Source organism: Janthinobacterium sp. TND4EL3, assembly GCF_900156175.1.
Taxonomy (GTDB): Bacteria; Pseudomonadota; Gammaproteobacteria; order Burkholderiales; family Burkholderiaceae_D; genus Janthinobacterium.
The window spans coordinates 173,953-186,949 of sequence record NZ_FTMV01000007.1; the positions used below are offsets into that span (position 1 = coordinate 173,953).

Genomic DNA, 12,997 nt, shown 5'->3' on the forward strand with positions numbered 1-12,997 from the left:
TTTGGATATCTGCATCAAATGTAAGACCGGCCTGTGGACCGCCGTCAGCCATTGCCCGTATTGCGGGCAGGCGCAGGCGGGCGCAGCCCAGCCATCCGCGCCCGCGGCGCCGGCCGTGCCGCCACCGCTGCCGGCCGTGCCGCCACCGCTGCCGGCCGTGCCAGCGCCTGTGCCACCGCCTGTGCCTGTAGCGCCGCCGGCGGCGCCCAAGCCGGCGCCGGTGCCCGTGCCGCCCGCGCCGAAGCCGCCGCCCATACCCGTTTCCATGCCGACAGCGGACAGCCAGAAGCCGGTTGCGCCCGCTGCCGTGCCGCCGCCGGCGGCGCCCAAGCCCGCTTCTGCGCCCAGGCCAGTACCGGCGCCGGTAACACCGCCGCCAGCGCCGCCGCGCAAGTGGCTGCGCTGGCTGGGCGGCGCTGCCGTGCTGGCGGCTGTCGTTGTCTACATGAACGGCAAGCCGGGAGGCAAGAATGAATCGGCTTGCAACGATGCCATCGACAGCGGCCTCAAGCTGGTGACGAACGGCAGCCTGGACGGCGCCCGCCAGAAGCTGGCGACGGCGAAGCTGGCGTGCACGGGCAAGTCCAGCGCCAAGGCGGACGACTTGCAGGCGGCCATCGCCAAGGCAGGGGCCGCCTCTGGCGACTGCCAGCGCAGCGTGCGCGCCATCGAGCGCGACATCGACGGCCACCGCCTGCAAAGCGCGGCCAAGGGCATCGCCGCGCTCGACGCCGATTGCGCGGGCGCGGCCAGTGCGGAATCGTTGCGCAAGCAGCTGGCCCGCCAGCAGGCGGCGGCCGCCTCGGTACAGGTGGGCGTGCGCCAGGCCCTCGACGGCAAGGATGCGGCGGCGGCGCAGAACGGCATCGCCCGGCTCGAAGCGATCGACCGCGAAGCTTTGGCATTGCCGCAATTGAAGGCCGATGTCCAGGCGCTGTCGGCGCCAGCGCCCGTGCCCGCACCGGTCGCGGCGCCCGCGCCCGCACCGGCAATGCTGGAGACGGCGCCTGCGCGCGCGGCGGAACGCCCGGCCGTGGCAGAGCGCCGCCCCGTGGAAACGGCGCCCGTGGACAATGGCGCGGCCATGCGCAACGAGATGGCGCAAGCGTTCCTGCGCGACGCCGAGCGTTCGCTGGCGGAAGGCAAGTTCGACGCGGCCAAGACGTATCTGGAAAGCGCGCGCCGCGCCGATCCGGGCAATGCGCGCCTCGACAATCTGTCGCGCCGCATCCGCGAGCGCGAACGGCAAGTGCTGCAGACGGAAACGACGATTAAATAGACCGGAGAGAACATGATGAACAAAACCACCTTGCGCGCGGCTGCCGCGCTGACCATCACGGCCATGCTGGCCGGCTGCGCCACGGCGCCGGCGAACCCGAATGGCGTGCGCCAGGACAATACCTACCCGCAGTCCCAAACGGGCGCGGCGGACGACGATCCGTGCAGCGTGGGCGCGACGGCGGCTGCCGGGGCGGCCGTGGGCGCCTTGCTGGGCGCCTTGGTCAGCGGCAAGAATGGCGCGCTGAAGGGCGCAGCCATCGGCGGCGGCCTGGCGGCGGCCGGCTGCCTGGCCATCAATGTCAATTCGCGCCAGACCAAGACGGCGGCGCAGGCGGACCGCGACTACATCCGCGCCCGCGGCGCGCTGCCGCGCGAGCCGCAGGTGGTGTCGTACACGCCGCAGCTGAGCGCATCGACCGTCAAGCGTGGCCAGCCGTTCAAGGTCACCTCCGTGGTGGAGCTGGTCAACGGCAGCGCGCAAAGCGTCAGCGACGTGCGCGAAGAGCTGGTGGTGCTCGACCCGCAGGGACAGCCGTTCAAGTCCGGCTCCAAGGCCCTGGCCAGCAACAACAAGTCGGGCGGGCGCTTTGAAAACTCGTTCGAGCTGACCTTGCCGGCCGGCGTGTCGCAGGGCGTGTATGGCGTCAAGACGAACCTGTACGTGAACGGCAAGCTGTCGGCCACGCGCGACCTGCACACGCAGCTGGTGATGCTGGACGACAATAGCGGCGCGGCGCGGCTGGCGCTGCGTTAAGCGTCAATGGCAAGCTGTTCCAGCAGCCACTGCCGGAACACCCGGATGCGGCCGTCTTCTGCGCCCGCGTCCGGCCACACCAGGTGATAGGCATGGCCGTCCGCCACGGGCAGGCCGATATCGAACAGGCGCAGCAGGCGTCCCTGTGCCACTTCCTGCCTGATCATGGCCAGCTCCAGCAGGCCGACGGCGCCGCCGTCGAGGACGGCCTGCAGCACGTGGGCGGAATCGCGAAAGCCCACGCAGCGGCTGGCGTCGAAGCCGGCCACGCCGGCCGCCGCCATCCACATGGCCCAGTTCGGCCACACCATATTATCTATCTGGCAATCCACCTGGCATAGCGTCTGTCCCACGAGGTCGCGCGGCTGCCGCAGGCTGGCGCCGCCCGCCAGCAGGGCGGGACTGCAGACGGGCACCACTTGCGTATCGAACAGGCGCACGGCATGCGTGCCCGCATAGGCGCCAGCGCCGAAGCGGATGGCGATATCGACTTCGTCCGTATCGAAATCGCGCACTTCGTCGCTGATATCGAAGGTCAGGGCCACGTCGGGATGGGCGGCGCGCCAGTCCGCCAGCCTGGGCAGCAGCCAGTGGGTGGCAAAGCGGGGGCCCAGCGACAGGCGCAGCGGCGCGCCGCCGCGGTTCAGGCGCTGCGCGCGCGCCACGGCGTGGCGCAGGGTGGCCAGCGCATCGGCGGCCGCGTCGAACAGCAAGCGCCCGGCCGGCGTCAGCGCCATGCTGCGGCTGTTGCGCGCGAACAGCTGCAATCCCAGCTGCTCTTCCATTTCCTTGACCTGGTAGCTGACGGCGGCCGGCGTCAAGCCCAGCTCGTGCGCCGCGTGCGTGAAATTCAGGTGGCGTGCCGCCGCCTCATAGGTGCGCAGGGCACGGGTGCCGGGGAGCATGCGTTGCATAGATCTTCAGGGAAAATTGAATGGTGGAGTAAAAACTCCTCGTTTCTCAAGGCGCTGGTGATTGGCGATAATGTTTTTCCTTGATGATACACGTGGAGAAAACATATGTCCCTGGCCCAATTGAACGGCCACCGCGCCAGCAGCGCCGAGCTTGCGCCGCTGGCCTTTGCCGGCTACGCCCATTTCACGGCCATGCAGGTGCGCGGCGGCAAGGTACGCGGCCTCGACCTGCACCTGGCGCGCCTGCGCCACGCCTGCCTGGCGCTGTTTGGCCAGACCATGCCCGACGCGGCGCTGCTGGCACAGCTGCGCACGGCGCTGCAGCACAGTCCGGCAGATTGTTCGCTGACGGCGACCCTGTCCTGTCCCGCGGGCGAATTCGCCGTGGCGTCCGCGCCCGCCATGCCGCAGTTGCTGGTGCGTACAGGCCCGCCGTCGGATGGCCCGCCGGGGCCGCTGCGGCTGCTGGCCGTCGAACATGAACGCATGTTGCCTTCGATCAAACATGTGGGAGAAATCGCCAAGACCTACTATTTGCGCGAGGCGGCCCGGCTAGGGCTGGACGACGCCGTTTTCCTCGACCGTGAAGGCCGGCTCAGCGAAGGGACGATCTGGAACCTGGCGTTCTGGGATGGACAGGCTGTCGTGTGGCCCGTGGCCGCCATGTTGGCGGGCACGACGATGGCCATCGTGCGCCGCCAGCTGGAGCGGCTGGGCGTGCCGCAGCGCGAGCAGGAAATGCGCCTGGCCGACGTGGCTGGCATGGGCGGCGCCGTCGTCATGAATTCCTGGACGCCCGGCGTGCCCGTCACGCGCATCGGCGCCATCGATCTGCCGTCCGCGCCGGCGTTCCTGGCCCTGTTGCGCCGGGCCTACGAAGCGGAAGCCTTGCTGCTGCCGTAGCTTACGCGCCGCCCTGGTACCCGTGCTGGCGCCACGCCTCGTAGACGACGACGGCCACCGTGTTCGACAAATTCAAGCTGCGGTTGTCGGGGCGCATGGGCAGGCGGATGCGCTGCTCGGCAGGAAAACCGTCGCGCAGGGCGGGATCGAGGCCTTTCGTTTCCGAACCGAACACGAACACGTCGCCGGGCAGGAAGGCCACGTCGCCGAACGGGCGCGAGCCGCGCGTGGTCATGGCGAACATGCGGGCCGGGTCGGGCTGGGTGTCGGCCAGGAAGGCTGCCCAGTTCTTGTGCACCTTCATGTTGGCGTAATCGTGGTAATCGAGGCCGGCGCGCTTCATCTTGGCGTCGTCGAGGGGAAAGCCCAGCGGTTCGACCAGGTGCAGCTGCGCGCCCGTGTTGGCGCACAGGCGGATGACGTTGCCCGTGTTGGGCGGGATTTCAGGTTCTACCAAAACAACGTGAAACAAAATGCTCTCCTTGGTCTATCTCTAATATATACAGCGAATTCAATGCGGCGGCGTGCGCGCCGCCACCACTATGCTGACCCTGGCCGCCCCCGCGCGCTTGCAGGCGGCCGCCAGCGCGTTGACGGTGTGGCCGCTGCTCATCACGTCGTCGACGATGCCGACATGGCATCCTGGCAATAACGGCCCATGGTCCGGCGCGATGGCGAACGCATGCGCCAGGTTGGCTTGCCGTTCCTGCGGCGCGACGCCGCTTTGCGCCCGCGTCTCGCGCACGCGCAGCGCCAGTCGGGGCTGCAAGGGCACGTCCAGCAGGCGCGCCAGCGGGCGGGCGATCTCCAGCGCCTGATTAAAACCCCGTTCGGCCAGCCGGGCCGGGCCCAGCGGTACGGGACACAGCAGTTGCGGCGCTTCCCACCCTTGTTGTTGCTGAATGGCAACATATAGCAGTTCTGCCAGCAGGGGCGCCAGCGCCAGGCGCGCGCCGAATTTCAGCTGCAGCAGCAACTGGTCGACGGGCGCCGCATAGTCAAACGCCGTGACGGTGGCGTCATACGCGGGCCGCTGGCGCAGACAGCGGCCGCACAGCGGTGCCACCTCGATGTCGGCGAGCGGATTGGCGCACTGGCGGCAACGGCGCCGTGCTTGTCCCAGGTATTGGGCGCGGCAGGGCGCGCACAGCGCTTGCGGGCAGCCGGTGCCGCACAGCGCGCATTGCGCCGGCAGCACGGTGGCGCCCAGCCACAGCTGCAGCGCCTGCCAGGCGGCCTCAAGGCGGGGTGGGGCGGCGATGCGCATCGCGATGGCGTCGTTCCATGTACACTGCCGACATTATCTCACCTCCCCCGATTTCACATGCCAGTTCCCGCCAATCCGCCCAAAATGAGTGCGCCCATCGATGCGGTGCAAGTACGCGATTTCTTTTCCCGTCCCGCGCGCATCGCGCCGTCGGACTTCCTGCGCCGCGAAGTGTCGGCACGCATGCACGAGCGCCTGGAGCTGGTGAAAATCACGCCCCTGCGCGTGCTCGACGCCGGCTGCGGCCCGGGCGCGGACCTGGCGCAGCTGCACAAGGATTATCCCGCAGCGCAGATCATCGGTCTCGATGCAGCGCAAGCGATGATGCAGGCGGCGCGCGCGCCCGCGTCGAAACTGGCCGGCCTGAACCAGTTCCTGAGCAAGCTCTTGCCGGCCAAGACGGGCGTGGATTTATTGTGCGGCGACCTGGGCGACCTGCCGCTGGCCGCCAGCAGCGTCGACCTCGTGTGGTCGAACCTGGCGCTGCACTGGCACGCCCAGCCCGACCGCGTGTTTGCCGAATGGCGGCGCGCGCTGCGCCTCGATGGCTTGCTGATGTTTTCCTGCTTCGGCCCCGACACCTTCCGCGAAGTGCGCGACGCCTTTGCCGAGGCGGATTTGTATCCGCATGCCTTGCCCTTTGTCGACATGCACGACTTTGGCGACATGCTGGTCGAGACGGGTTTTTCCACGCCCGTGCTGGACATGGAGATCATCACCGTTACCTACGACACGGCGGAAAAGCTGCTGGCCGACGTGCGCGCCTTCGGCGGCAACCCGCTGACCACGCGGCGGCGCGGCCTGATGGGCAAGGCGGCCTGGCAGCGCATGCTGGCCGCGCTGGAAAAGACGCGCCGTCCCGACGGCAAGCTGGGCCTGAGCTTCGAGATCATTTACGGCCACGCCTTCCGTCCCGCGCCGCGCGTGACGCGCAATGGCGAGGCGATCATCCGCTTCGATCTGCCGCGCAAGCCTCAATAAATGCACAAAGCAACCGACACTTGGTCGCCATCCGCGCATTGATCTGCAACAAGCGTTGCAAAGCGCGCGGCGGCCGGGCCGGGGGCGTCCACAAAGCCGATTATTGCTTGATGGATTCAAGTTTACTTGATTATAATCGTTGATTGTTTGTCAGCTTGCTAATTGAAAAAAACAAGGGCTGCATACAAAATAAAAAAAACAAAGCGAGACTTATTCGAAGTTACTGCATTAGTATAGTAACCATCTTCCATGCATGGCCATATCAGGGCGTGGAAGAAAAACAGGATTCCAGCATGGTTGTTCGTCTGCGTTTTGCTGTGGACGGCCAGCATGGAATTCGCTGGTGCTTGACGCGCATGGCCGGGATTTGGCCGTGTTGCTTTCATGGAGGAGCGGCAGCGGTCCAGTACGGAGAAATCCGCAGCCGTTTAAAATATCATTATTTTTGGGTGGTTGGGGAAAACATGACACATGCAAAGCGACTTCAATCGTTGCTGCTCGGGCTGTCTTTGACAGCGTTTGGCATCGGGCGATGGGCCACGGCGGCACCGGCTGCCGGCACCTATCCCGGCACCGGCGGTCCCGTGCCGTTTGAAATGAATCTGCAGCCGCCGGCGACACAGATCGCCCATGAAATCTACGATTTGCACACCTGGATGATGATCATCTGCCTGGTGATCTTCGTGGCCGTGTTCGGCGTCATGTTCTATTCCATCTTCAAGCACCGCAAGTCCCTGGGCCACAAGCCGGCCACCTTCCACGAAAGCACCACTGTCGAGATCGCCTGGACCGTCGTGCCTTTCCTGATCGTCATCGGCATGGCCCTGCCTGCCACGCGCACCGTGGTCGGCATGAAGGATACGTCGAACGCCGACATCACCATCAAGGCCACGGGCATGCAGTGGAAATGGGGCTATGACTACCTGAAAGGCGAGGGCGAAGGCATTTCCTTCCTGTCCAACCTGGCCACGCCGCGCGCGCAAGTGGGGGCGCCGGGCGCGCCGCCGACGGAAAAACGCGGTGAAAACTACCTGATCGAAGTCGACAACGAAGTCGTGGTGCCTGTCAACAAGAAGATCCGCATGGTACTGACGGCCAACGACGTCATCCACGCCTGGTCCGTGCCCGCCTTCGGCGTGAAGCAGGATGCGATTCCCGGCTTCGTGCGCGACACCTGGTTCAAGTCCGACCATATCGGCACCTTCCGCGGCAATTGCGCCGAACTGTGCGGCAAGGAACACGCCTTCATGCCCATCGTCGTCAAAGTCGTGTCGAACGACGATTACAAGGCATGGGTTGATAAAAAACAAAAGGAAATGGCTGCACTGGCTGATGATCCCAACAAGACCTGGACCATCGACGAGCTGAAGGTCAAGGGCGAGAAAGTGTATGCGGCCAACTGCGTCGTCTGCCACCAGGCGACGGGCAAGGGCGTGCCGGGGGCATTTGCGCCGCTGGACGGCTCGGCCGTGGTGAACGGCCCGAAAGCCGACCAGGTCCACGTCTTGCTGAACGGGCAAAAGAGCGGCAAGTATCCCGCTGAAATGCCAGCATGGAAACAGCTGTCCGACACGGAAATTGCCGCAGTGATCACTTACACGCGCAATTCCTGGTCGAACAAGGCCGCAGAGAACATCGTTCAACCAGCCGAAGTCGTGGCTGCACGCAAGTAATTAGGAGCCGTACATGAGCACTAGCACCTTGGACCACGCCGGTCACGATCACGACCATGCCCACGATCATCCCACCGGCCTGCGCCGCTGGCTGTTTGCCACCAACCACAAGGATATCGGCACCTTGTACTTGTGGTTCTCGTTCATCATGCTGCTGTCGGGCGGCGTGCTGGCCCTGATGATACGCACGGAACTGTTCCATCCGGGCCTGCAGTTCTTCCACCCAGAATTCTTCAACCAGCTGACCACCATGCACGGCCTGGTGATGGTGTTCGGCGCCATCATGCCGGCCTTCGTCGGCTACGCCAACTGGATGATCCCGCTGCAAGTGGGCGCGTCCGACATGGCGTTCGCCCGCATGAACAACTTCTCGTTCTGGCTGCTGCCGCCGGCCGCCATCCTGCTGGCCACGTCCTTCCTCGTGCCCGGTGGCGCCACGGCTGCCGGCTGGACCCTGTATGCGCCGCTGTCGACGCAGATGGGCCCCGGCATGGACATGGCGATTTTCGCCATGCACCTGATGGGCGCCTCGTCCATCATGGGTTCGATCAACATCATCGTCACCATCCTGAACATGCGCGCCCCCGGCATGACCCTGATGAAAATGCCGATGTTCTGCTGGACCTGGCTCATTACCGCGTATCTGTTGATCGCCGTCATGCCGGTGCTCGCTGGCGCGATTACCATGACCCTGACGGACCGCCATTTCGGCACGTCCTTCTTTAATGCGGCAGGTGGCGGCGACCCCGTCATGTACCAGCACATCTTCTGGTTCTTCGGCCATCCCGAGGTCTACATCATGATCTTGCCGGCCTTCGGCATCGTCTCGCAGATCCTGCCCGCGTTTGCCCGCAAGCCCCTGTTCGGCTATGCCTCGATGGTCTACGCTACCGCTTCCATCGCCATCCTGTCCTTCATCGTCTGGGCGCACCACATGTTTACCACCGGCATGCCGGTGACGAGCCAGCTGTTCTTCATGTACGCGACCATGCTGATCGCCGTGCCCACGGGCGTGAAAGTGTTCAACTGGATCGCCACCATGTGGAAGGGTTCGATGACGTTCGAGACGCCGATGCTGTTCTCGGTGGGCTTCATCTTCGTCTTCACCATGGGCGGTTTCACGGGCCTGATCCTGGCCGTCACGCCGATCGACATCCAGCTGCAGGATACGTATTACGTGGTGGCGCACTTCCACTACGTGCTGGTGGCCGGTTCGCTGTTCGCCCTGTTCGCCGGCTTCTACTACTGGTCGCCGAAATGGACGGGCCATATGTACAACGAAACGCGCGGCAAGATCCACTTCTGGCTGTCGCTGATCACGTTCAACGTGACCTTCTTCCCCATGCACTTCCTGGGCCTGGCCGGCATGCCGCGCCGCTACGCCGACTATCCGGCGCAGTTCACGGACTTCAACATGATCGCGTCCATCGGCGCCTTCGGTTTCGGCCTGATGCAGGTGTACTTCCTGTTCTTCGTGGTCTTGCCGACCATCCGCGGCGGCAAGGCTGCCCCGGCGAAACCATGGGAAGGCGCGGAAGGCCTGGAATGGACCGTGCCGAGCCCGGCGCCGTTCCACACGTTTGAAACGCCGCCTACCGTCAAGTAATGTCAGTGTCACGGGCCGGCGTGTTGCGCGGCCCGCCTTGAATAAAGTTGCTGCCATGACCGAAGTGAAAACTGAGCGTAAAAAACCGAACAACCTGCGTACCGGACTGATCTTGGCGGCCCTGGCGGCCTTCTTCTTCGTGTCCGTGTTCGCCAAGCGGCTGTGGCTGTCGTGACGACGCCCGTGCAACAGGAAACGCGCGGCCTGAACCGCAAGATGCTGGGCAAGCTGCTCGTCATTGCCGTGCTGATGTTCGGCTTTGGCTATGCCCTGATTCCCGTCTACAAGCAGATTTGCGAAGTGATGGGCATCAACGTGCTGACGCAGAAGGATGGCACGGTCGCCTACGACAACAATACGCAGGTCGACACGACGCGCAGCATTACCGTCGAATTTGACGGCAATGCCCAGGGGCCTTGGCGCTTCCGTCCCACCGTGTCGAGCATGCAAGTGCATCCGGGCGAACTGGTGACCGTCATGTATGAAGTGGTCAACACGCAAAACCGCGTCGTCAATGCGCAAGCCATTCCCAGCTACGCACCGCAGAGCGCCACGCCGCACTTCAAGAAGGTCGAGTGCTTCTGCTTCAAGCAGCAGACCCTGAAGGCGCACGAGGCGCGGCAGATGCCCGTGGTGTTCTTTCTCGATCCGGCCTTGCCGAAAGAGGTCAAGACCATCACCCTGTCGTACACGTTTTTCGAGATTGCCGGTCTGAGCCAGGCTCAGGCGCCGGCCGTCCAATAGGAGAGTGCCATGAGCGAGCCGCAAGCATCCAAACCGCAGAAAGCATCGTTCCTGTATTCGCTGCGGGCCGTCGTGTGGTCGTTTACGGGCTTGCGCCGCAAGAGCGATTTCGATACGGATTCGGCCAAGCTCAATCCCGTGCACATCGTCATCGCGGGCTTGCTGGTGGTGGCTTGCCTGATCGGCGTGCTCCTGACCGTCGTTAAATTCGCTGTCTCATGATTTTTTGCTGCATCTATATCTATAACGTATAAAAACCACCCTACAAGTTTTTGAGGAGATGATGATGAGTTCCAACCACGCCGCCGCACCTTATTATTTCGTGCCCGGGCCCTCGCGCTGGCCCATGCTGGGCGGCGCCAGCCTGCTGCTGACCATGATAGGCGCCTCGGCCTGGGTCAACGACGTGTCGTGGGGACCGTATCTGAACTTCATCGGCATCGCCGGCATCCTGCTGGTGCTGTACTTCTGGTTCGGCGATGCCATCGGCGAATCGGAAAAAGGCCTGTACAGCGAGCGCATCGACCACTCCTTCCGCTGGAGCATGAGCTGGTTCATCTTCTCGGAAGTCATGTTCTTCGCCGCCTTCTTCGGCGCCCTGTTCTATGCGCGCAGCATCTCGATGCCATGGCTGGCCGACCTCGACCACAAGGTGATCTGGCCCGATTTCGCGGCCCACTGGGGCAATACGGGCCCGGCCGGCACGGTGCAGGAATTCACCACCATGACGCCGTTCTGGATTCCGACCATCAATACGGCCCTGCTGCTGATGTCGGGCGTCACCCTGACGATCTCGCACCACGCGCTGCGCGCCGGCCACCGCGCCATGACGGCCCTGTTCCTGTTCGCCACCATCGTGCTGGGCGCCGTCTTCATGGGCTTCCAGGTCTACGAATACATCCACGCGTACAGCGAACTGAATTTGAAACTGACGTCCGGCATCTACGGCGCCACCTTCTTCATGCTGACGGGCTTCCACGGCTTCCACGTGACCCTGGGCGCCATCATGCTGTCCGTCATCCTGTACCGTGTGCTGAAGGGCCACTTTACCCCCGAACACCACTTCGGCTTCGAAGGCGCCGCCTGGTACTGGCACTTTGTCGACGTCGTCTGGCTGGGCCTGTACGTGGTCGTGTATTGGTTATAATGGCGGGGCAGGGCAAGCGCCGTTGTTAGGCGGCCTGCAGCATGAAAAAAGCCGTACCGGGACATCCTGGGTACGGCTTTTTTCTTAGCGTGAAGAATTTGCCAATCAGGCAAGAAGAAGCTTAATGTATGCCCGTCGGCTGGATGTAACCGAGATGATGCGCCAGCAGGATCAGCAAAAACAGGGTGATCGACAGGCCTACGCGTAGGGCCAGCGCCTGCACGGTGCGGTTGCTCTTGCCCTTGTCGCGCATGAGGAAGAACAGGGCCGAGCCCAGGCTGCCCAGGATCAGGATGAAGGCGATGGCAACGAGGATTTTCATGGATGGTAGCGCCAGGCTTGAGGAGGTTTCATTGTAATGCGTATCCGCTTCCATTTTAGATGGATTCCATTTGTTGTAATGCTGCTACTGGTGGTGCTGGGGATTTCTCTGGCGCAATGGCAGCAGCGCCGTGGCGATGAAAAAGTCGCCCACGCCGCCCGGCTGGCGGCAGGCAACCAGGCCGCGCCGCTGGCCTTGACGGCCGCGCCCTTGTCGCTTGCCGATGCGCAAGCCATTGAATACCGCCGCGTCACCGTCACGGGCCATTTCGTGCCCGCCTGGACGGTCTACCTGGACAATCGCCCCTACAAGGGGCAGGCCGGTTTCCACGTGCTCACGCCATTTCAAATTGACGGTTCCGCCATGCACGTGCTGGTGGCGCAGGGCTGGTTGCCGCGCAACAATGCCGAGCGCACGCGCATTCCCGATTACGCGACACCGGCCGGCACGGTGACGATTACCGGCATCGCGCGCCTGACTGCGGGCCATGTGATGGAACTGGGCACGGCGCCGCCGCTGGCGCCGCAGGCCATCGTGCAAAATGCCGATATCGCCCGGCTGGCGCAGGCCAGCGGCCTGGCCCTGCAGCCTCTCGTCATCGAACAAACGGCCGCCGGCGCGATGGCGCCGTCCGGCCAGCTTCCCGTGCGCGACTGGCCGGCGCCCGACCTGGGCGCCGACAAGCACCGCGGCTATGCCTTCCAGTGGTATGCCCTGGCACTGATGGCTTTTTTATTTTTTGTCTTTACAGGATTTCGACGTGCAAACAAACAGCCCTGAAGCAATGCAAGACAACCGCGATAAACAGCTCCAGAACAGCGGACGCTGGAAACTGCTGGCCGTGGTGGCCGTATGCGCCTTTCCCATCATCGCCTCGTATTTCACGTATTACATCATCAAGCCGACGGGCCGCAACAATTACGGCGCCCTCATCGACCCGCGCCTGCACCCGATCCCCGAGGCGCAGCTGCGCGTGACGGAACTCGACGGCACGGCGTCGCCGCTGGCCCAATTCAAGGGCAAGTGGGTGCTGCTGCAAACGGGGCCGGCCGACTGCCAGGAAGCGTGCAAGAAACAGCTGTTCGCCATGCAGCAGTTGCGTTTGATGCAGGGCAAGGAACGCGAGCGCATCGAGCGCGTCTGGCTGGTGACGGACGAGCAGCCGCTCGATACCCTCGTGATGCGCGAATTCGACGGCACCAGCATGCTGCGCGTCAATAGCGACGCCCTGAAGGCGTGGCTGCCCGTGGAGGCGGGCGGCAAGACGGACGAGCACCTGTACCTGATCGATCCGCTGGGCAACCTGATGATGCGCTTCCCGAAAGACGCGGACCCGAGCAAGGTCAAGAAAGACATCGCCAAGCTGCTCAAAGCTTCGGCGATCGGTTGAGGAGCACGCATGCCG

The 12,997-nt window shown here is 64.1% G+C and carries 16 protein-coding genes; 12 read left to right on the forward strand and 4 right to left on the reverse strand.

Annotated features, from left to right (window positions below; translation table 11 throughout):
• The first annotated feature begins 1 nt into the window (after position 1).
• Positions 2-1,279 (forward strand): hypothetical protein, encoded by a 1,278-nt coding sequence (locus BXA07_RS13200; RefSeq protein ID WP_076568363.1) that lies wholly within the window; start codon positions 2-4, stop codon positions 1,277-1,279.
• Between the two features lie 12 nt (positions 1,280-1,291).
• The gene (locus BXA07_RS13205) at positions 1,292-2,035 is read left to right on the forward strand and encodes a hypothetical protein (RefSeq protein ID WP_076568364.1); all 744 of its coding nucleotides are present in this window, start codon (positions 1,292-1,294) and stop codon (positions 2,033-2,035) included.
• Here the strand turns inward: BXA07_RS13205 and BXA07_RS13210 are convergent.
• The gene (locus BXA07_RS13210; protein WP_076568365.1) at positions 2,032-2,949 is read right to left on the reverse strand and encodes a LysR substrate-binding domain-containing protein; all 918 of its coding nucleotides are present in this window, start codon (positions 2,947-2,949) and stop codon (positions 2,032-2,034) included. The genes BXA07_RS13205 and BXA07_RS13210 overlap by 4 nt on opposite strands.
• A gap of 105 nt (positions 2,950-3,054) precedes the next feature.
• Here BXA07_RS13210 and BXA07_RS13215 point away from each other — a divergent pair, with 105 nt between their 5' ends.
• On the forward strand, positions 3,055-3,852 hold the full coding sequence (locus tag BXA07_RS13215) for an aminotransferase class IV family protein (protein WP_076568366.1): 798 nt from the start codon (positions 3,055-3,057) through the stop codon (positions 3,850-3,852).
• A 1-nt stretch (position 3,853) separates the two neighbouring features.
• On the opposite strand, the gene trmL is transcribed toward BXA07_RS13215, so the two are convergent.
• Entirely contained in the window at positions 3,854-4,324 is a 471-nt protein-coding gene (trmL, locus tag BXA07_RS13220) for a tRNA (uridine(34)/cytosine(34)/5-carboxymethylaminomethyluridine(34)-2'-O)-methyltransferase TrmL (protein ID WP_046683391.1), read from the reverse strand.
• Positions 4,325-4,363: 39 nt separating this feature from the next.
• Positions 4,364-5,119 (reverse strand): phosphoribosyltransferase family protein, encoded by a 756-nt coding sequence (locus BXA07_RS13225; protein ID WP_076568367.1) that lies wholly within the window; start codon positions 5,117-5,119, stop codon positions 4,364-4,366.
• Positions 5,120-5,203: 84 nt separating this feature from the next.
• On the opposite strand from BXA07_RS13225, the gene BXA07_RS13230 reads away from it, so the two are divergent.
• From BXA07_RS13230 to BXA07_RS13255, 7 genes are all read left to right on the forward strand, one after another.
• The gene (locus BXA07_RS13230; RefSeq protein WP_076568368.1) at positions 5,204-6,100 is read left to right on the forward strand and encodes a methyltransferase domain-containing protein; all 897 of its coding nucleotides are present in this window, start codon (positions 5,204-5,206) and stop codon (positions 6,098-6,100) included.
• Positions 6,101-6,564: 464 nt separating this feature from the next.
• A complete protein-coding gene (coxB, locus tag BXA07_RS13235; protein WP_076568369.1) occupies positions 6,565-7,773 on the forward strand; it encodes a cytochrome c oxidase subunit II in 1,209 nt (402 codons plus the stop codon).
• Between the two features lie 13 nt (positions 7,774-7,786).
• Positions 7,787-9,379, forward strand: coding sequence for a cytochrome c oxidase subunit I (gene ctaD / locus BXA07_RS13240; protein ID WP_076568370.1), 1,593 nt, complete (start codon positions 7,787-7,789; stop codon positions 9,377-9,379).
• A 55-nt stretch (positions 9,380-9,434) separates the two neighbouring features.
• A complete protein-coding gene (locus BXA07_RS31080) occupies positions 9,435-9,554 on the forward strand; it encodes a cytochrome oxidase small assembly protein (protein WP_212592293.1) in 120 nt (39 codons plus the stop codon).
• The gene (locus tag BXA07_RS13245) at positions 9,551-10,123 is read left to right on the forward strand and encodes a cytochrome c oxidase assembly protein (protein ID WP_076568465.1); all 573 of its coding nucleotides are present in this window, start codon (positions 9,551-9,553) and stop codon (positions 10,121-10,123) included. The genes BXA07_RS31080 and BXA07_RS13245 overlap by 4 nt, the downstream gene beginning before the upstream one ends.
• Positions 10,124-10,132: 9 nt before the next feature.
• A complete protein-coding gene (locus tag BXA07_RS13250; protein WP_076568371.1) occupies positions 10,133-10,345 on the forward strand; it encodes a DUF2970 domain-containing protein in 213 nt (70 codons plus the stop codon).
• A gap of 64 nt (positions 10,346-10,409) precedes the next feature.
• A complete protein-coding gene (locus tag BXA07_RS13255; protein WP_076568372.1) occupies positions 10,410-11,270 on the forward strand; it encodes a cytochrome c oxidase subunit 3 in 861 nt (286 codons plus the stop codon).
• 121 nt (positions 11,271-11,391) lie between these two features.
• Here the strand turns inward: BXA07_RS13255 and BXA07_RS13260 are convergent, their stop codons facing one another.
• A complete protein-coding gene (locus BXA07_RS13260) occupies positions 11,392-11,592 on the reverse strand; it encodes a twin transmembrane helix small protein (RefSeq protein WP_046683386.1) in 201 nt (66 codons plus the stop codon).
• Positions 11,593-11,628: 36 nt separating this feature from the next.
• Between BXA07_RS13260 and BXA07_RS13265 the strand changes: the two genes are divergently transcribed.
• Positions 11,629-12,372, forward strand: coding sequence for an SURF1 family protein (locus BXA07_RS13265; protein WP_076568373.1), 744 nt, complete (start codon positions 11,629-11,631; stop codon positions 12,370-12,372).
• Positions 12,373-12,376: 4 nt separating this feature from the next.
• Positions 12,377-12,982 (forward strand): SCO family protein, encoded by a 606-nt coding sequence (locus BXA07_RS13270; RefSeq protein WP_076568374.1) that lies wholly within the window; start codon positions 12,377-12,379, stop codon positions 12,980-12,982.
• Positions 12,983-12,997: the final 15 nt, after the last annotated feature.